The 17,940-nt window shown below is 65.4% G+C and carries 18 protein-coding genes, 1 tRNA gene and 1 pseudogene; 10 read left to right on the plus strand and 10 right to left on the minus strand.

Features of this window, described 5'->3' with window-relative positions; translation table 11 throughout:
* Positions 1 to 104 precede the first annotated feature (104 nt).
* The 3 genes from BM43_RS27775 to BM43_RS27785 all read left to right on the plus strand — a co-directional run bounded on the left by BM43_RS27775 (position 105) and on the right by BM43_RS27785 (position 1,919).
* A complete protein-coding gene (locus tag BM43_RS27775; RefSeq protein ID WP_036053697.1) occupies positions 105 to 401 on the plus strand; it encodes a YkgJ family cysteine cluster protein in 297 nt (98 codons plus the stop codon).
* Positions 402 to 415: 14 nt separating this feature from the next.
* Positions 416 to 1,003: a DUF1439 domain-containing protein gene (locus BM43_RS27780; RefSeq protein WP_036052532.1), complete on the plus strand. Its 588-nt coding sequence runs from the start codon at positions 416 to 418 to the stop codon at positions 1,001 to 1,003.
* 85 nt (positions 1,004 to 1,088) lie between these two features.
* Positions 1,089 to 1,919: an undecaprenyl-diphosphate phosphatase gene (locus tag BM43_RS27785; RefSeq protein ID WP_036052530.1), complete on the plus strand. Its 831-nt coding sequence runs from the start codon at positions 1,089 to 1,091 to the stop codon at positions 1,917 to 1,919.
* A 110-nt stretch (positions 1,920 to 2,029) separates the two neighbouring features.
* On the opposite strand, the gene trmB is transcribed toward BM43_RS27785, so the two are convergent.
* Positions 2,030 to 2,806, minus strand: a complete 777-nt coding sequence (gene trmB / locus BM43_RS27790) for a tRNA (guanosine(46)-N7)-methyltransferase TrmB (RefSeq protein ID WP_036052528.1) — start codon at positions 2,804 to 2,806, stop codon at positions 2,030 to 2,032.
* A gap of 214 nt (positions 2,807 to 3,020) precedes the next feature.
* A tRNA-Gly gene (locus tag BM43_RS27795) sits at positions 3,021 to 3,095 on the minus strand.
* Between the two features lie 404 nt (positions 3,096 to 3,499).
* Here BM43_RS27795 and BM43_RS40835 point away from each other — a divergent pair.
* The 5 genes and pseudogenes from BM43_RS40835 to crcB all read left to right on the plus strand — a co-directional run bounded on the left by BM43_RS40835 (position 3,500) and on the right by crcB (position 7,690).
* Positions 3,500 to 4,735 carry a hypothetical protein gene (locus BM43_RS40835; RefSeq protein ID WP_144417698.1) on the plus strand — a complete coding sequence of 412 codons (1,236 nt, stop codon included), beginning with the start codon at positions 3,500 to 3,502 and terminating at the stop codon, positions 4,733 to 4,735.
* A 199-nt stretch (positions 4,736 to 4,934) separates the two neighbouring features.
* Positions 4,935 to 6,064, plus strand: a protein-coding gene (locus tag BM43_RS27805) for an IS3 family transposase (protein WP_370448974.1) whose coding sequence is annotated in 2 segments (ribosomal slippage) — positions 4,935 to 5,196 and positions 5,196 to 6,064 — 1,131 coding nt in all. Because the reading frame shifts where the segments join, the coding sequence is not laid out codon by codon here.
* A gap of 85 nt (positions 6,065 to 6,149) precedes the next feature.
* Positions 6,150 to 6,401: pseudogene (locus tag BM43_RS39455) on the plus strand (Imm72 family immunity protein); the annotation flags it as partial.
* Positions 6,402 to 6,653: 252 nt separating this feature from the next.
* Positions 6,654 to 7,007: a hypothetical protein gene (locus BM43_RS39460; protein WP_158380928.1), complete on the plus strand. Its 354-nt coding sequence runs from the start codon at positions 6,654 to 6,656 to the stop codon at positions 7,005 to 7,007.
* Between the two features lie 296 nt (positions 7,008 to 7,303).
* The gene (crcB, locus tag BM43_RS27810) at positions 7,304 to 7,690 is read left to right on the plus strand and encodes a fluoride efflux transporter CrcB (protein ID WP_013696879.1); all 387 of its coding nucleotides are present in this window, start codon (positions 7,304 to 7,306) and stop codon (positions 7,688 to 7,690) included.
* 104 nt (positions 7,691 to 7,794) lie between these two features.
* Here the strand turns inward: crcB and BM43_RS27815 are convergent, their stop codons facing one another.
* Together BM43_RS27815 and BM43_RS27820 are read right to left on the minus strand one after the other, a co-directional pair.
* The gene (locus BM43_RS27815; protein WP_025101546.1) at positions 7,795 to 8,358 is read right to left on the minus strand and encodes a YggT family protein; all 564 of its coding nucleotides are present in this window, start codon (positions 8,356 to 8,358) and stop codon (positions 7,795 to 7,797) included.
* Between the two features lie 75 nt (positions 8,359 to 8,433).
* Positions 8,434 to 9,363, minus strand: coding sequence for a Rossmann-like and DUF2520 domain-containing protein (locus BM43_RS27820; protein ID WP_036053695.1), 930 nt, complete (start codon positions 9,361 to 9,363; stop codon positions 8,434 to 8,436).
* A 415-nt stretch (positions 9,364 to 9,778) separates the two neighbouring features.
* On the opposite strand from BM43_RS27820, the gene BM43_RS27825 reads away from it, so the two are divergent.
* The gene (locus BM43_RS27825; protein ID WP_017920475.1) at positions 9,779 to 10,075 is read left to right on the plus strand and encodes a hypothetical protein; all 297 of its coding nucleotides are present in this window, start codon (positions 9,779 to 9,781) and stop codon (positions 10,073 to 10,075) included.
* 79 nt (positions 10,076 to 10,154) lie between these two features.
* On the opposite strand, the gene BM43_RS27830 is transcribed toward BM43_RS27825, so the two are convergent.
* Positions 10,155 to 10,835 carry a LysE family translocator gene (locus BM43_RS27830; protein WP_036052523.1) on the minus strand — a complete coding sequence of 227 codons (681 nt, stop codon included), beginning with the start codon at positions 10,833 to 10,835 and terminating at the stop codon, positions 10,155 to 10,157.
* Between the two features lie 174 nt (positions 10,836 to 11,009).
* The gene (locus tag BM43_RS27835) at positions 11,010 to 12,581 is read right to left on the minus strand and encodes a UbiD family decarboxylase (protein ID WP_036052521.1); all 1,572 of its coding nucleotides are present in this window, start codon (positions 12,579 to 12,581) and stop codon (positions 11,010 to 11,012) included.
* Between the two features lie 573 nt (positions 12,582 to 13,154).
* Here BM43_RS27835 and BM43_RS27840 point away from each other — a divergent pair.
* The gene (locus tag BM43_RS27840) at positions 13,155 to 14,285 is read left to right on the plus strand and encodes a transglycosylase SLT domain-containing protein (protein ID WP_013696885.1); all 1,131 of its coding nucleotides are present in this window, start codon (positions 13,155 to 13,157) and stop codon (positions 14,283 to 14,285) included.
* Positions 14,286 to 14,446: 161 nt separating this feature from the next.
* Here BM43_RS27840 and BM43_RS27845 read toward each other — a convergent pair whose 3' ends face one another.
* Genes BM43_RS27845 through ribBA form a run of 4 tightly spaced genes read right to left on the minus strand, consistent with a single transcriptional unit; the run spans position 14,447 to position 17,835 of the window.
* A complete protein-coding gene (locus BM43_RS27845) occupies positions 14,447 to 15,640 on the minus strand; it encodes a pyridoxal phosphate-dependent aminotransferase (protein ID WP_036052519.1) in 1,194 nt (397 codons plus the stop codon).
* A gap of 60 nt (positions 15,641 to 15,700) precedes the next feature.
* Entirely contained in the window at positions 15,701 to 16,135 is a 435-nt protein-coding gene (nusB, locus tag BM43_RS27850) for a transcription antitermination factor NusB (RefSeq protein ID WP_013696887.1), read from the minus strand.
* Positions 16,132 to 16,647 (minus strand): 6,7-dimethyl-8-ribityllumazine synthase, encoded by a 516-nt coding sequence (gene ribH / locus BM43_RS27855; RefSeq protein WP_036052516.1) that lies wholly within the window; start codon positions 16,645 to 16,647, stop codon positions 16,132 to 16,134. Before ribH ends, nusB begins: the two co-directional genes overlap by 4 nt.
* A gap of 60 nt (positions 16,648 to 16,707) precedes the next feature.
* Positions 16,708 to 17,835, minus strand: a complete 1,128-nt coding sequence (ribBA, locus tag BM43_RS27860; RefSeq protein ID WP_013696889.1) for a bifunctional 3,4-dihydroxy-2-butanone-4-phosphate synthase/GTP cyclohydrolase II — start codon at positions 17,833 to 17,835, stop codon at positions 16,708 to 16,710.
* Positions 17,836 to 17,940: the final 105 nt, after the last annotated feature.

Here is a 17,940-nt window from a genome sequence, read left to right on the forward strand (position 1 = left end):
CCGATCTGGTCGAAGTTTGCGATGGCACAATGCGGGTTCGCGCGGCGGAGCCGGTCTTGGGGCCGGCCCTCGCCGCCTGGTTGAATCAGTGCGGGTTTTTCGACGTGAACGTAGCAGTCAAGCAAGGGGCGGATGCCGCGCATGCGTGCCGCGAGGGATGCGGCGCCTGTTGCATCGCCCCCTCGATTTCGAGCCCGATCCCGGGCATGCCCGACGGCAAGCCGGCCGGCGTGCCTTGCGTGCAATTGGGCGAGGACCTGCGCTGCGCGATCTTCGGCCGGCCCGAGCGCCCCGCGTGCTGCGCCGGGCTGCAGCCGCAGGCCGAGATGTGCGGCGCCTCGCGCGGCGAGGCGCTGGCCTGGCTGACCCGGCTCGAGACCGCGACGCGCCCCGACTCATGAGCAGGAGATCTGGCATGACCCCATCCCGTGCGAACGGCCGTCGTCGTTTCGTGACGGCCGCGCTCGCGGCCATGGCCGTATCGGCGTCGCTGGCCGCCTGCGGCGCGACGCCCACCTTTCCGTTCATCCCGAACCACTACACGTTCTCGAAGGGCGACGTGCAGCGCGCGGTGGCGCGCAAGTTCCCTTACCAGCGCACCGTCTCGCAGGTGTTCGACGTGGCGCTCGCGAACCCGGCGGTGGGGCTGCTGCCCGAGCAGAACCGCATCGCCGTGCAGCTCGACGCGCGTTTCGCCAGCCCGTTCCTGCGCGAGCCGGTGAACGGGACGTTTACGGTATCCGCGCAACTGGCTTACGATCCGGCCAGCCTGTCGGTGGTGCTGCGCGCGCCGGCCGTGGACAGCGTGAACCTGCAGGGCGACGCGCAGGCCTATGCGCCGCAGGTCGGGCAGGCTGCCGGGCTGCTCGCCACGCAGGTGCTGACCAACTATCCGATCTACACCTTCAAGCCCGAACAATTGCAATTTGCCGGGGTTAACTACGAACCCGGTACAATTACGATCCTTACAAACGGCATACGCGTCGAGATCGTCGAGAAATGACGGCATCGAGCGCGCGGCCGGCCGGGTCGCGTGCTGGATCGACGGGGGGCGACCCGTTTCTGCAACTCTGACGAACGGGCGAAGGATGGACTGGATACTGATCTGCAAGGCGCTGATACTCGGCGTCGTCGAAGGGCTGACGGAGTTTCTCCCGGTGTCGAGCACCGGCCACCTGATCGTCGCCGGCAGCTTCCTCGACTTCAACGCCGAGCAGGAGAAGACCTTCGACGTGGTGATCCAGTTCGGCGCGATCCTCGCCGTGTGCTGGGAATACCGGCGCCGGATCGGCACCGTGGTGGCGGGGCTGCCGACGCGGCCCGAGGCGCGCCGTTTCGCGCTGAACGTGGTGATCGCGACGCTGCCGGCGATCGCGCTGGCCCTGATGTTCGAGAAGGCGATCAAGCGCCTGCTGTTCTCGCCGGTGCCGGTGGCCTTCGCGCTGGTGGCCGGCGGCCTGGTGATCCTGTGGGCGGAGGCGCGCCAGCGCGATCGTCGCGAGCCGGCACGCGTGATGTCGATCGACGCGCTGAGCCCGCTCGACGCGCTGAAGGTCGGCATCGCCCAGTGCTGCGCGCTGATCCCCGGCGTCTCGCGCTCGGGCTCGACCATCATCGGCGGCATGCTGGCCGGCCTCGACCGGCGCGTGGCGACCGAATTCTCGTTCTTCCTCGCGATCCCGATCATCTTCGGCGCGACCTTCTATGAAACCGTGAAGGACTGGCACGCGTTCTCGGTCGATTCGGTCGGGCTGTTCGCGGTGGGGATGGTGGCGGCCTTCGTCAGTGCCTTCGCCTGCGTGCGCTGGCTGCTGCGCTACGTGGCCTCGCACGATTTCACGGCGTTCGCGTGGTACCGGATCGTGTTCGGGCTGCTGGTCCTGCTGGTCGGCTACAGCGGTTGGCTCGACTGGAGTTGAGCCGGCGCTGCAGTTGTCGCACATGAAAAAGCGGTCATGCATCCTGTCGATGCATGACCGCTTTTTTCGTTCGGGCTACTCGCGATTCGAGGGGCGCGCCGGGATGAAGCTCAGCCGGGGCGCTTGCGGAACACCAGGTCCCAGACGCCGTGGCCGAGCTTCAGGCCACGTCGTTCGAACTTGGTGACGGGGCGATAGTCGGGGCGCGGCGCGTAGCCCTCGGCGGTGTTCTCGAGCTGGGGCTCGGCGCCGAGCACTTCGAGCATCTGCTCCGCGTAGTTCTGCCAGTCGGTGGCGCAGTGCAGGTAGCCGCCCGGCTTCAGGCGCGCCACCAACTGCGCGACGAAGGGCGGCTGGATCAGGCGGCGCTTGTGATGGCGCGCCTTGTGCCACGGATCGGGGAAGAAGATGTGGACGCCGTCGAGGCTGTCGGGCGCGAGCATGTTCTCGAGCACTTCCACCGCGTCGTGCTGGATGATGCGGATGTTGCTCAACGCCTGCTCGCCGATCAGCTTCAGCAGCGCGCCAACGCCGGGCTCGTGCACCTCGACGCCGAGGAAATCGTCGTCGCGGCGATGCGCGGCGATCTCGGCCGTCGAGCCGCCCATGCCGAAACCGATCTCGAGGATGCGCGGCGCCTGGCGGCCGAATACGGCGTTCCAGTCGGGCTGCTCGGGCTGGTAGGGCAGGACGTAGCGCGGGCCGAACTCGTCGAGGGCGCGGCGCTGGCCCGTCGACACGCGGCCGGCGCGCGTCACGAAGCTGCGGATGCGGCGCAGGTGCAGCGGGTTGACGTCGTTGGACGGCGTGGCGGAAGCGGCATGGCTGCCGTCATCGTCGGGCGTGCCGTCTTGCGGCAGGCCGGTGTCGTTGGGATCGTGGATCATCGTGTTCGGAATGGACGAGTCGCGCGCTGGGTGCCGGTGCGGGGCGCAGCGCGGTGTGCCCGGCTCGCCGCGCGGTTTCGCCTCGCCGCCGGGCGGGGCCGAGGCTCGGGAGCGCCGGCCCGGTACGAAAAAGCCGCCTTCATGAGGCGGCTTCGCGCGCGCTTCGGGCTATTTTATCTGTTGCCTGACAGAGAGCCGCGAAGAGGTACGTATCTGGAGCGGGCGATGGGAATCGAACCCACGTCATCAGCTTGGGAAGCTGAGGTAATGGCCATTATACGACGCCCGCAGAACGCGCAATTCTACAGGGTTTGATGTGGGGATGGCAAGCAGGTGGTTTCGGGCGGTGGCAGCGAAACTGGCATGGCCGCTCGGTGGAGCGGTGGCATCGCCCGTACGACGTCCGGTGGTCCACATTGAAGGGGCCAGCTTCAGAATTCGGCGTATGATCGTACGACCTATAGCCATGAGTGGCGGGCGATGATGGTAACTAGCGTCCCAATCCAAATATCGACATACGCGCAATCCGAAATTGATCGATTTCGTGCCCTAGCTGAGCATTGGACGAGTGCCGCGCAGCACGTAATTGTGTCGTACTTGACTATCGAGGATGCAGGCACAAAGCGGCTTCATTGGGCGATAGTTCGATACGTCTACGAGACGGTTCGGCCGACGTTGCTCGAACCTTCCGTTGTGGAACTGGACGAGGTTACTGTAGGGCGATTGCCAATCGATTTGTCGAGTACAAATTTCGACCTTGATCGAATCCTTCGTGCGGGGGAGATCGAGATCGGCGGACAGTTCTACGTGCTTCCACAGGCTGACGGGAATTCGTTGAGCGCGACTTTTTTTGTGGACAATCACCCTCAAGTTCAACCAAGTCAGGCAAGGTCGCCCGCGCTGATGTTGTCAACCGGCCGGTCGCCAACTTTGGATCAGCGATTGCTTGGAGACTTTGAACATCGGGTGCGATCTCTCGACACTCCATACGACGGCATGGCCGACTTGTTGAATGAGCATCTGCTGCCTATCACTGTTGTGCAACGTACGGATGCGGCCATAGAGATACTGCTCGAGAGACCGGCCGAGACTGTCCTGGGAGATTCGTTGATCAGCGACAGCAAGCTATCGGCCAAGATCGTGGCTAGCCCCCGTATTGATCCATTCTTGCTCAAGATCGGCGTAAAGTTCGCTCCAGAAACACAGAGAGCTATGCGGTTGTCGATAGACGGGGCTAAACTCCGTTGGACCGCCCAGGATGATGGCCTGATTTTCGCTCGCGTCGAGCAAGACATTGGTGATGCTGCGGTATGCCAAGTCTTTCTAAGCTACGCAGGGCATCATGCTTCACGTTGGTGGATCGGTGACCCGACTCGGTTGCCAAGTCAGCGTTCGGCATTTCTTGCGCAATTCGACAAAGATCTTACGAAGCTTCGTGAAGAACTGCTGTCGCGCGAATCTCGTGGTCACTCGTTCGAGCGGGTTTTGGCGCTCGTCTTGGAAGAACTCGGATTCGACTGTATGTATCTTGGCGAGGTATCTCACTTGCAGGAAGCGCCCGATATTTACTGTGAGACTCCGACTCGAAGAGTCGCAGTGATCGAGTGCGCGGCTGCCGTCACTAACTCATCCGAGAAGCTTTCGAAGCTACACCAGCGTGTGCTACGTATAAAGAACGGCTTTGCCACACAGCGACTCGGAAACGTTCAGGTAAACGGGGTTCTCATCACAAAGCACGGAGACGCGGAGATCGAGCCGTTTATCGAAGAAACAGAGCGGTTCGGATTGTGCATCGTTGGTCTTTCTGCATTGACTCGTCTTGCGGACGGATTGCGATTCAAAGTTCAGCCCGATGCGCTGTACGATGAGCTTTTCACGCCTGTCCAGCGACCTTCGGATCTGTTTGCTCAAGTTGGTTCAGCTTCATAGGATATGTCACAATTTTTCTAGTAATCGCTCCTGTATCGCTGCGTAGCTTCCGGTGTGATCTTAGGTTGTGAACCGTTCGAATTCGGTATCGGGTAAACGAGGCGGAGAGGTTGCAAAGGTGATCTGCGTTAGGAATCCTGGGCCAATCCGAGAGCGAGTTTTGCGGCAAACTTGACCCTGAACCAGGAGGTGGTTTGCCATGAAACGCAAGCGCTTTTCGATCGAACAGATTGTGGCGGTACTGAAGCAAGCGGAACTGGGGATGCCGGTGGCGGATCTGATCCGCCAGGTCGGTATTTCGGAGCAGACGTTTTATCGCTGGAAGAAGCAGTACGCAGGCATGCAATCGGATCAGGTACGCGAGCTCAAGCAGTTGCAAGACGAGAACGCTCGACTGAAGAAGCTGGTTGCGGAGCTGAGCCTGGACAAGGCGATCCTGCAGGACGTGGCTTCAAAAAAGTGGCCCGGCCCGCGCTGAGGCGAGACGTGGTGGCCTATGTGGTGAGCCACTACGGATTGACGATGAGGCGGGCCTGCCGGCTCTTGAAGCAACCACGTAGCGTCCAGTACTACCGAAGCGTCAAGGATCCCCGTCCCGAGCTGCGTTCGCGCATGCGCGAGATTGCGTACACCCGGGTGCGATATGGTTATCGGCGCGTCCACGTGCTGTTGCGCCGCGAAGGTTGGCAGTTGGGCAGGAACCAAGCCTACAGGCTGTATTGCGAGGAACAACTGCAGTTGCGCTCGAAATTGCCGAAGCGTCGCAAGATGGTCGTGACCCGGATGGCGAAGATCGTGCCAGTCAAACCGAACGATGCCTGGAGCATGGATTTCGTGGCTGACCAACTGGCTGATGGTTCGAAATTCCGTACCTTGACCGTGGTGGACGTATTCACCAAGGAGGCCCTGGCCATCGAGGTCGGACAGCGTCTAAAGGGCGAGCACGTGGTATCGGCACTCAATCGCATCGTGGCTCGACGCGGCGCCCCACGGCATGTGTTCGTGGACAACGGCAGTGAATTTTCCGGGCGGCTGCTCGACATGTGGGCGTATCACCATCGGGCCAAAATCGACTTCAGCCGACCGGGCAAACCGACGGACAATTGCCACATTGAGACCTTTAACGGATCATTCCGGGACGAATGCTTGAACCTACATTGGTTCGAGACGTTGGGCGAAGCCAAAGCGATAATCGAGGCATGGCGGCGGGACTACAACGAGAGCCGTCCTCACTCGGCTCTCAAAGACTTGGCGCCGGCTGAATTCGCCCGTCAGCTGGCGCTTTTGCCGGGCCCCATCGGGCCCGAAACGCCGGAAAACTCGCGCTAGGGTTGGTCTGGAAAACCCAAGCGGATCAAAACGCCGGAAAACTCGCGCTAGGGTTGGTCTGGAAAACCCAAGCGGATCAGGATCAATGGTACCAGTCGGCAACCGGAGCTTGCGTGGCAGCGGGTGCTTCAATTACTTCATTCGAGATATCAGGGCGCCGGGCCTGAGGAATCATGAATCGAGAACAGTCGTCCAGACGCACTGGCGGCTTTTGTGGGAGGACAAGCGATACTCGGATGGCACCATTCCTGACGAATCGCAGTACTTTCTAGGGCAGCCGCGTCTGTCGCAGTCGGACGTTGCAACCGTCACACCTATCCAAATCGGCGATCGTTAACCTGTCCCCGACGAATGACAGGCGGTCGAGTCAGTGGCGCGTTTTCCGGGATGCCCGCGCACTCAAGGAGCCACACGACAATTCGCCAGGAATCGCGTCGATATTTCGATGGGTGGCGCGGTTTATTGACGATCTACCTACGGAATTTGCGATATGGAAACGAGGCCAAGGATCACAATCAATGCAGTGGCTCGTCGCTTGCTCAGTGTTCTGATGTCTTTCCTGCTGCTCGCCGCCTGTTCCGAAAGATCCATGAACCTCGATGTCGCGATCTATAACTATTGGCCTCGCGCTATCTACGATGTCGCGCTGAATAGCCAGTACGCCGGCGGTGCTTACATGGCCTACCACCCGGGAGGGGCGGGGGGCTCGGTTGTCTGCTGTATCAAAGTCAAGCCTGGGCCGATAAGGATCGAATATTCTCTAGGAGGCTCGGAAGGCATGCCAAGGCTTGGCGAGAGAATTCATGCGACGGCCGTTTTGACGGAGTTGCCTGGCAACGCCAAGGTTCTCACCGTGCATGTGTATCCTGATGGAACTGCTTTTGCCGAAGCATCCAGGGAGTACGTCGACGAGCGCCCTGAGCCGAAGGGTAAAAGACAATGAACTCGCTTCGCCAGCTTTCTTGAACCATGCGAGCCATATCAGTGGCTACTCGTGATGAGTGCATCTCGAGCCATTCGCGCCAAGCGGTGGTTTGTCAGTGCGATTTCAAAATGCATGACAGGCGGCTGTTTGATTGGCCTCACCAGTAAAGTGGCCGCCGCGACCTCAATCGAGCAACTTTAAGCGTCGGCTTGTGCGTCGCCCTCTCGGCGAGATTGCCATATCCCGCCGTGGGCGCCTAAAGTGACGAAAGCCGCTGCTTCACCCATGTTCACTGCCACGTCCCAGGAGCCCCCTTGTTCCTCTCCCTCGTCGCGATCTTCATCGGCGCCGGCCTTGGCGCCTTGCTTCGCTGGGCCTTGAGCCTGGGCATGAACCTCATCCTCCCCGAGCTCCCGCTCGGCACCCTCGCTTCGAACCTGATCGGCGGCTACCTGATCGGCGTCGCGATCGTCGTATTCGGCGCGAAAACCGGCCTGGCTCCCGAATGGCGCCTGTTCGTGATCACCGGTTTCATGGGCGGCCTGACCACCTTCTCTACCTATTCCGCCGAGGTCATGACGCACGTCGTGGAGGGCCGCCTGGGCTGGGCCGCCGTGGTCGCCTTCGTGCACCTGCTTGGCTCCTTCCTGCTCACCTTCCTGGGCATCTGGACCGCGCGCACCTTCCTGGTCCCGGCCTGAACGCGCCCAGCGCAGACCAAGCACTTGCGCCTGCAACAAATAAAAAGCGCCGCATGAAGCGGCGCTTTTCCGATCACCAAAACCGAAACCAGCTCAAGCAGCCATCAGATCGTCAGCAAGGTCATCGAAATCGCCACGCGCGTGACCACCATCAGCAGCACCTGCACGATCACGAACAACAGGATCGGCGACAGGTCCAGCCCGCCGATATTCGGCAGCACGCGGCGCAGCGGATTGAGCAGCGGGGCGGTCAGCGGGAACAGGATCGCCATGGCCGGCGAGCGCGGGTTCAGCCACGACAGCAGTGCCATCAGGATCGTCATCCACAGCACCAGGTTGAGCGCCCATTTGGCGATGGTCAGCAGCGCGACGATCACGATGGTCGGCAGGATCGACAACACGTCCATGCCGGCCAGCGACATCATCAGCACCACGTAGACGAAGGCGGTCAGCAGCGCCGCCACCACGCTGGCCCAATCGATGCCGCGCGTACCGGTGATGACGCGGCGCAGCGGCAGCACGATCCAGTTGGTCGCCTGCAGCACGGCCTGCGTGACGGGGTTGTACGGCGGCACGCGTACCGCCTGCATCCAGGCGCGCAGCAGCAGGGCTGCGCCGAACAGCGTGAATACGGTATTGAGCAGAAAGCGGGCGATCTCGCCGAGCATCGTTGGAATCCTTGTCTGACAGTCGGGTAGCGTGCGGCCGCCGTATCGTGGCGGCATGCATCGGGCGTCACCTTATCACGGCTCGCGGCGCCCGGGGGCAGCCTGCGCGAGCCGCCGATCGAGCAGGGCGTCCACGCCCCGTTCCACCGCGTCGAGCCCGGCCGGCGGCGTCGCGCGGCGCCTGGCCAGCTCGACGGCGCGGCGCGTCATCAGCGCGTAGAGCGTGGCGTGATCGCCGCCCATCTGGTCGAGCAGGTCGAGCTGGCGCTCGACGATGCCGGCGTCGCCGCGCGAGACCGGGCCGGCCAGCGCATTGGAGAGGCCCTTCTCGCGCGCGGTCTCGATGGTGCCGGACAGCATCGGCAGCAGGGCGCGCAAGGCCTCTGCCTCGTCCATGCCAAGCGTGCGCCACAGCTCGACCGCTTCGGCCAGGCCGCACAGCACGAAGCTCGCCGCGTAGTTGGCGGCCGCGTGGTAGCGCATCCGGCCACCGGCCGGAATCGCCAGCGGATGGCAGCCGAGCGCGCCGCTCAGCGCCTCCAGCACCGGGCGCAGGCTGCCGCCGGCCTCGATCGTCACGGAGCAGCCCTCGATCCGGGCCAGGTCGGCGTCGCCGCCGCCAAATAGATAGAGCGGATGGAAACCGCCGGTCTGCACGCCCTGTTCGGCGGCCGGTGCCAGCAGGTCGACGCTCGAGGCACCGCTGCAATGCACGAGCGCCTGGGTGGCCGCGCGCGAGGGATCGAAGCGCAGCGAGGCGGCCACCGGCCCGATGCCGTCGTCGGACACGGCCACGAACACCAGGTCGGCCGCGTCGACCACCGCCTGTGCGTTCTCGACGGCCGTGCAGCCGTCGATCTGCGCGGCCAGCGCCCGCGCCGGGGCAGGCGAGCGGCTCGCCACCGCCACCACGGGATAAGCGGCCTGCGCGAAGCGTCGTGCCAGGCAGCGGCCGAGGCGGCCGGCACCGATGAAACCGAGACGGGGAACGGGCGGAAGTGACATGGGCGAAGCGGCGAAGATCGGCAAGCCGTCAGTATCCCGTATTTGTGCCGCCTGCCGGGGATTCCGCCCGAACCCTCGGCCACGCCGGCGCCGGCCGTGCGATTGGTGCCGAATCGGGCGGTAATTTGTAATCAATCATTACCCTGGATGAGGATCGTTCGACTCCGTCTATCGGAAATCCTGACCGATTTGTCAGGTCGATCGAGGGTTCGAAGTCCGGCCGGCGCGCCCGGCGGGCCAAGCCGCATCGCGAAAAGCCCCGCCGGGCGTGGCGCGAGGGCGCGGCGCAATTGCAATTTGCAACAAATGCGCTTGGTCGGCGGGAGGGGATTTCGCTACATTGGAGCCCATACAACAGCGCATTCCTTGCTGTTCATGTGGCCGGCCAACTTGACGTGCCGCCAGGAGAATCGAAGTGAAAAAGCTCATTCCTTTCGTTGCAGCCGCCGCTCTCGGCCTCGGAGTCGCGAGCGCCGCCCAGGCTCACGTTTCGATCGGCGTCGGTATCGGCCTGCCGATCGCCCCGGCCTACCCGGTCTATGCCGCGCCGCCCCCGGTCGTCTACGCGCCGCCTCCGCCGCCTGTCGTCTATGCCCCGGCGCCGGCCTATTACGCACCGCCGCCGGTGGTCGTCGGCGGTTACTACGGCCGGCCTTACTGGCACCACTATCACGGCTACTACGGCCACGGCTATTACGGCCGCCGCTGGTAAGCCCTCGCGCGCTCGATGCGCGTGAACACGGCGCGACACGGGAAACCGTGCCGCGCCGTTTGCTTTTGGGGCGCGGGAATCAGGCGCCGGCGTGCACGATCAGGTCGCGATAACCGCCGACGATCACGCTGTAGGAGAAATAGGCGAACAGCAGGGCCGACACCACGTGGCAGGCGCGCATCAGTCCCGCGCCGGCGCGCTTGCGGCCCTGGCTGGCGAGCCCGCAGAGAAACAGCGTCCAGGCCAGGCCGCCGAGGAAGAAGCCGCCCAGGAACACCGAGGCGGTGACGGGCGTGGTGGCGCCGGCCTTGGCGATCAGCGCGCCGCCGACGGCGGCGAACCACAGGATCGCCGAGGGCGAGGACATCGCCAGCAACATCCCGCGCAGGAAACTGCGCGGCGAGCTGGCCTGGGGCGCGGCGTCGGCGTCATCGCCGCCTGCGTTGGCCGAAGGCGGCGGGAACAGCGCCTCGCGCGCCATCTTCCAGGTCAGGTAGAGCAGCACGGCGCCGCCGCCGAGCCAGACCACCCAGCGCACCGCCTCGAACTGCAGCAGCACGGCCATCCCGGCCAGCGCGAGCGCGGCATAGACGAGGTCGCCGAAGCAGGAGCCGAGGCCGAGCCAGAAGCCGGGCTTGAAGCCATGCGAGAGCGTGAGCGAGAGGATCGCGACGTTGACCAGGCCGATGTCGAGACACAGGGACAGCGACAGGAAAAAGCCGTCGGACAGCATGGAAGCGGAGGGAGGCACCATCGTCATTCGGGAAACACGTGTGGATGATCGAGGCCGCGAGCGGTACCAGGGCCGCTCGCGGCTCGGCAAGCGCGCTCGAGCCGCGGCTTGCTTGTTACCAGGCACTCGCCGCGAGGATCGGGCGATGAAGCGAGCCGGCGCCAGGCAGAGGACGAGCCGGCCCTGTCGAGGCGAGACAGATCAGGACAGCCCGAGCTCGCTCCAGAGCGTATCGACGCGCGCCTTCACGGCGGCGTCCATCTCGATCGGGCGACCCCATTCGCGCTGGGTCTCGCCGGGCCACTTGTTGGTGGCGTCCAGCCCCATCTTCGAGCCGAGGCCGGCCACCGGCGAGGCGAAATCGAGGTAGTCGATCGGCGTGTTGTCGACCAGCACGGTATCGCGCACCGGATCGACGCGCGTGGTGATCGCCCAGATCACTTCCTTCCAGTCGCGGATATCGACGTCCTCGTCCACCACCACGATGAACTTCGTATACATGAACTGGCGCAGGAAGCTCCAGACGCCGAACATCACGCGCTTGGCGTGGCCGGCGTAGCTCTTCTTCATTTGCACGATCGCCATCCGGTAGCTGCATCCTTCCGGCGGCAGGTAGAAGTCGGTGATCTCGGCGAACTGCTTCTGCAGCAGCGGCACGAACACCTCGTTGAGCGCCACGCCGAGCACGGCCGGCTCGTCGGGCGGCTTGCCGGTATAGGTCGAGTGGAAGAGCGCGTCGCGGCGCATCGTGATGCGCTCGACGGTGAACACCGGAAACCACTCCTGCTCGTTGTAGTAGCCGGTGTGATCGCCGTAGGGGCCTTCCAGCGCATGTTCATAGGCGGCCGCGCCGCGCGTGCCGCTCGGGCGCGGCGGCGCGCCGGCCGACGCCGGCTCGGGCGCGCCGTCCTGCGGGTGGATGAAGCCCTCGAGCACGATCTCGGCGCGCGCCGGCACCTGCAGGCCGTCGACGCCGGGCGTCAGGCACTTGGCCAGCTCGGTGCGCGCGCCGCGCAGCAGGCCGGCGAACTGGTATTCGGACAGCGTGTCGGGCACCGGCGTCACCGCGCCGAGCGTGGTGGCGGGATCGGCGCCGAGCACCACCGCCACCGGATAGGGCTTGCCGGGATTGGCCAGCGCGAACTCGCGGAAGTCGAGCGCGCCGCCGCGATGGGCGAGCCAGCGCATGATCAGTTTGTTGCGTCCGATCAGCTGCTGGCGATAGATGCCGAGATTCTGCCGCGTCTTGTTCGGGCCGCGCGTGACGGTCAGCCCCCAGGTCAGCAGCGGGCCGGCGTCGCCGGGCCAGCAGGTCTGGATCGGCAGCTTGTTCAGGTCGACGTCCTGGCCTTCCCAGACGATCTCCTGGCACGGCGGCGAGGACACCGTCTTCGGCGCCATGTCCCACACGGCCTTGGCCATCGACAGCAGCTTGCCGGCATCGGCCAGGCGCTTGGGCGGGTCCGGCTCCTTCAGGGCCGACAGCAGATGGCCGACCTCGCGCAGCGAGGTGAGGGCGCTGGCGTCGTCGGCGTGCTCGGCGTCGACACCCATGCCGAGCGCGACGCGGCGCGGCGTGCCGAACAGGTTGCCGAGCACCGGAAACCGGTAGCCGGTGGGCGGGTCGAACAGCAGCGCCGGGCCGCCGGCGCGCAATACCCGGTCGCACAGCTCGGTCATTTCGAGCACGGGCGACACCGGCTGGGTGACGCGGCGCAACTCGCCGATGCCTTCGAGACGCTGGGTGAAATCGCGTAAGTCTTTGTATTTCATGGAAATGTTCGCTGGATCCGGCGGCGCCGGCGATGCGGGAGGCAGCGCCAGGCGCTACGGATCGAGCACCGATTCTACCCGCCGAAGCGTTTGGACGAATGTGTCCCGAAAATTTGTGAAGCGTCCGTGAAAGCCAGATGGCACGCGGCTTTTCGATCCGGTGCGTAATAAATGATTACTTTTTGTTATGATTTCGGGGTTTTATAGTGTTGACGATCTATAAAACCGTCCCTAGAATCCGCTCACATTGATCGCCGGGCCCTGGCAGCCAGCCAGTCCGCTCCGGTTCCTCAGACGCTCCGCGTCGCCGTCCGCCGCGACCTGCACGGCACTCGACGGTTGTAGTCGTCCTAGCCAGCGCCTTCGCGACGCTGGTTTTTTGCGTGGGAGCCACCGCGCGTCAGCCTGCCCGCCGGGCGCTGAAGCAATCCGCCGTGGCCCCCGAACGGTACACATACCGTTTCTCCGATGTCGCCGCCCCGTCCGGGCGAGCGGTGTCCTGATTCCGCGGCCACGCGTCCTTCTCGCTTCGAGTCGAGCGAGCCGCACGAGTCATGTTCATGGGAGATCTGAATGAACGCTTGGTTATCGTGGCGTCCCAACGAACGGCATGCGCAGCTGCTGCGCGAAGTGCTGCGTCGCGGGACGCGTGTCAGCCACCATCTATTCAGCGTGGTCGGCGGCCTGGCCGTCGTCACCGCGTTCGCGCTCTGGATGATGCCGAACGCCCGCGGCACGCTCGCCGCGAAGCTGATGCCCGTGCTGTCGGCCGCCGTCAAGGCCGGCCCGGCGCGGCTGCTGTCCGGGCATCCGCTGCCCGCCTTCGGTCCCGGCAATGCCGACGAGGACCTCGACGCCGACGGCCGCACCTCGCCGGTCTCGTACAAGCCCACGGACGAGGCCGGCGGCAACGCGGTTGACGCCGCTGCCGACGCGGCCGCCGCCGATGCGGCCCACAACAGCCAGTCGCCGGTCACCCTGGCCAAGCTGATCCCGCTGCAGCGCGTCGCCCTCGACGCCCGCAGCGACCGCGTCTTCACCAGCCGCGAGCAGTCGCTGGTGGCCAACTACCTGGCGCGCCGTTACCACGTCGCGCAGGAGCCCGTCGGCCGCCTGGTCACGGCCGCCTTCCAGACCGGCCACGATATCGGCCTGGACCCGCTGCTGCTGCTGTCGGTGATGGCAATCGAGTCGGGCTTCAATCCCTACGCGGAAAGCGGCGTCGGCGCGCAAGGGCTGATGCAGGTGATGTCGAAGATCCATTCCGACAAGTTCGAATACGCGGGCGGCACCGATGCAGCGCTGCGCCCGGTGGTGAATATCCAGGTCGGCGCGCTGGTGCTGAAGGACTGCATCGCGCGCGGCGGCTCGCTGGCCGGCGGCCTGCGCCTCTACAACGGCGTGACGGGCACCGACGACGGCGGCTACAGCGCCAAGGTGATGGCCGAGCGCGGTCGGCTGCGCGACGTCTCGCGCGGCCGCAACGTGTCGATCTACGCGCCGCTGCTGCCCACGCCGGTGACCACCACCGCCTCGACCGCCTCCTCGGGCGGCAAGCGCGTGCAGGCGACGCTGGACGGGGCCCACCCGATCACCATCAAGACCAGCGCGCCGGCCGAGTCCAAGCCGGCTGCCACGCCGCAGGCCGACGCGAGCAACGAGACGGGCGCGAAGCACGACGGCTCGTCGGAAGTCGGGACCTGATCGAGCCGGGCGGGCCTATTGGTGCGCCTCGCGAAGCGCGGTCGACGAATACGAAAAAACAGGGCGCCCTCGGGCGCCCTGTTTGTTTTCCGGAGCTGGTCGCGCCAGGCGCTTCCCGTCCCCGAATTTGCAACTTTCTGTTTCCGGCCGCGGGCCTGCGCTTAGCCGCCGAACAGCTTGCGCAGCCGCGCGACGGCTTCCTCGAGACGCTCGTAGGCGGTCGCATACGACAGCCGGATGTAGTCGCGCGGCGCATGCACGCCGAAATCCATCCCCGGCACCAGCACCACGCCGGCATCCTCCAGCATCGCATCGACCAGTTTGGCACTGTCGCCGGCCGCCGGATGGGCGACGCCGCAGCAGCGCGCGTATACATAGAAGGCGCCGTCGGGCCTCACCGGCACCTCGAAGCCGAGCGAAGCCAGCGCCGGCACGATGTAGTCGCGGCGGCGCATGAATTCCAGCCGCCGCGCCTCGTAGATCGCCAGCGTGTCGGGCTCGAAGCAGGCCAGCGCGGCATGCTGGGCGAGTGCCGAGGCGCAGATGAACAGGTTCTGCGCGAGCTTCTCGAAGGTGCCGACCAGCGCCGGCGGCACCACCAGCCAGCCGAGCCGCCAGCCCGTCATGTTGAAGTACTTGGAGAAGCTGTTGACGGTGATCACCTCGTCGCTGAAGGACAGCGCCGAGACGGGCGGGCCGTCGTAGCTGAGGCCCTGGTAGATCTCGTCGATGATCGCGAAGCCGCCGCGCTCGCGCACCGCCTGCAGGATCCGGCCGAGTTCGTCGGGCGCGAGCGAGGTGCCGGTCGGATTCGACGGCGAGGCCAGCAGTACGCCGCGCGTGCGCTCGCCCCAGCGCTCGCGCACGTCCTTCGCGCTCAACTGGAAGCGCGCCTCGGGGCCGCTCGGCACCAGCACCGGCCGGCCTTCGGCGGCGGCCACGAAGTGCCGGTTGCAGGGGTAGGACGGATCCGGCATCAGCACTTCGTCGTCGCGGCCGACCAGGGCCAGGCAGGCCAGCAGCAGCGCGGCCGAGGCGCCGGCCGTGACGATCACGCGCTCGGGTGCGATCTCGAGCCCGTAGGCGCGTGCGTAATGCGCGGCGATCGCTTCGCGCAGCGGCGCGATGCCGAGCGCGCTGGTGTACTGCGTCACGCCGTGCCGCATCGCCGCCGCGGCGGCCTCGACCACCGGCTCGGGCGCCGTGAAGTCCGGCTCGCCGATGCTCATGTGGATCACGTCGCGCCCGGCCTGTTCGAGCCGCGCGGCCTGCTTGACGACTTCCATCACATAGAACGGCTGGATCGCGTCGACGCGCGAAGCCAGCCGGATCAGCGATTCGGCAGCGGTATTCATGTCGGGCAGCGGGGAGGGGGTAAAGAAAAGCGGGCGCCGGGGCGCCCGCCGCAGATCACATCAGGAGCGGCGCGCGGCGGCTTCTTCCGGGCGCAGCTTGAGGGCCAGCTTGTCGAGCACGCCATTGACGTACTTGTGGCCGTCCGAGCCGCCGAAGGTCTTGGTCAGCTCGATGGCTTCGTTGATCACCACGCGGTAGGGCGTCTCGATCTGGTGCTTGAGCTCGAAGGTGGCCATCAGCAGCACCGCGCGCTCGACCGGCGAGAGCTGCTCGATCGGGCGATCGAGGTTGGGCGCCAGGATCGCGGCCAGGTCCGCATGCTCGCGGACCACGCCGTACACGATGGTTTCCAGCAGCTCGCGATCCGCCTTCTCGTAACCCTGCGCGCCGCGCAACTGCGCGTCGATCTCGCCGGTGGACGCGTTCGACAGCAGCCACTGATACAGGCCTTGCGTCGCCAGTTCGCGCGATTGTCGGCGTGCGCTCTTCTTCATTCGTTTTCCTCTTCGTCTTCTTCCTCGTCCTCGTCTTCCTCATCGTCGCTCAGTTGGTCGAGCGTCATCGTGAGGTTGGCCATCTCGACGGCCGTGCGGGCCGCGTCGCGACCCTTCTCGGTCATGCGCGCGATGGCCTGCTCGTCGTTCTCGGTGGTCAGCACCGCGTTGGCGATCGGCGTGTTGAAGTCCAGCGCGATGCGCGAGATGCCGGCGCCGCTTTCGTTCGAGACGAGTTCGAAATGGTAGGTCTCGCCGCGGATTACCGCGCCGAGCGCGATCAGCGCGTCGAACTGGTTGCTTTCCGCGAGCTTCTGCAGCGCCAGCGGGATTTCCAGCGCGCCGGGCACCGTGACCAGCAGCACGTCCTCGCCGGTGACGCCCAGGCGTTCGAGTTCCTCGACGCAGGCATCGGCCAGGCCGTTGCAGACGGGCTCGTTGAAGCGCGACTGCACGATGCCGATGCGCAGGCCTTCACCCTCGAGATTCGGTTGGTATTGTCCGATTTCCATGTTCTTTCCGTGGTTGGATTCAGCGTGATTGGGAGCGGCGCTCAGCAGCTTGCGTCGACATCAGAGCTCGGACGCCGCGCCGCCCGGCATCGGCACGAAGCCCGTCACCTCGAGACCCCAGCCCGACATGCTGCCGAGCTTGCGCGGGTTCGCGAGGACCTGCATCTTGCCGACGCCGACGTCGCGCAGGATCTGCGCGCCGATGCCGAACGTCTTGAAATCGACCGGCCGGCGCTTGAGCGCGGCCGCCTTCTCCTCTTCGTCGAACGCGAGAAACACGTCGACCAGATGTTCCTTGGTATCGCCGCAATTGAGCAGCACCACCGCGCCGAGATCGCGCGCGGCGATTTCCTTCATGGCCGCGTCGAGCGTCCAGGAGTGGGTCGAGGCGCCGGTCTCGAGCAGGTCGAGCACCGACAGCGGCTCGTGCACGCGCACCGGCGTGTCGACCTCGGGCGAGGGCGTGCCGCGCACCAGGGCGATGTGCGGCGAGCCGGTCGGCTTGTCGCGATAGAGCACCGCCTGGAACGCGCCGTGGGCGGTCTGCATGGTGCGCTCGGAGACGCGCTCGACGATCGATTCGGTGCGGCTGCGGTAGTGGATCAGGTCGGCGATGGTGCCGATCTTGATGCCGTGTTCCTTGCTGAACTCGATCAGGTCGGGCAGGCGCGCCATCGAGCCGTCGTCCTTGATCACCTCGCAGATCACGGCGGCCGGCGTGAGCCCGGCCAGGGCCGTCAGGTCGCAACCGGCCTCGGTGTGGCCGGCGCGCACCAGCACGCCGCCCGGCTGGGCCATGATCGGGAACACGTGGCCCGGCTGCACGATCTGGTCGGCGCGGGTGTCGCGCGCGACGGCCGTGGCGATGGTATGGGCGCGGTCGGCGGCGGAAATGCCGGTGGTCACGCCCTCGGCCGCCTCGATGCTGACCGTGAACGCCGTGCCGTATTGCGTGCCGTTGCGGTAGGTCATCAGCGGCAGGTTGAGCTGCTTGCAGCGCTCCTGGGTGAGCGTCAGGCAGATCAGGCCGCGACCGTAGCGGGCCATGAAGTTGATCGCTTCCGGCGTGACGAATTCGGCGGCGACGACCAGGTCGCCCTCGTTTTCGCGGTCTTCCTCGTCGACGAGGATCACCATGCGGCCGGCTTTCAGCTCGGCGATGATGTCGGGCGTGGAGGCGAGCGTCATATCAGAAAAAGGGTGTCCGCTGGGGAAAAGCGCTATTTTACGTCAGGCCGGCCCGGCTGCCTTGGAAATCGGGCGGCGTGGCATGATCGGCGCTGGCGCCGTCCG

It is taken from the genome of Burkholderia gladioli (genome assembly GCF_000959725.1).
Taxonomy (GTDB): domain Bacteria; phylum Pseudomonadota; class Gammaproteobacteria; order Burkholderiales; family Burkholderiaceae; genus Burkholderia; species Burkholderia gladioli.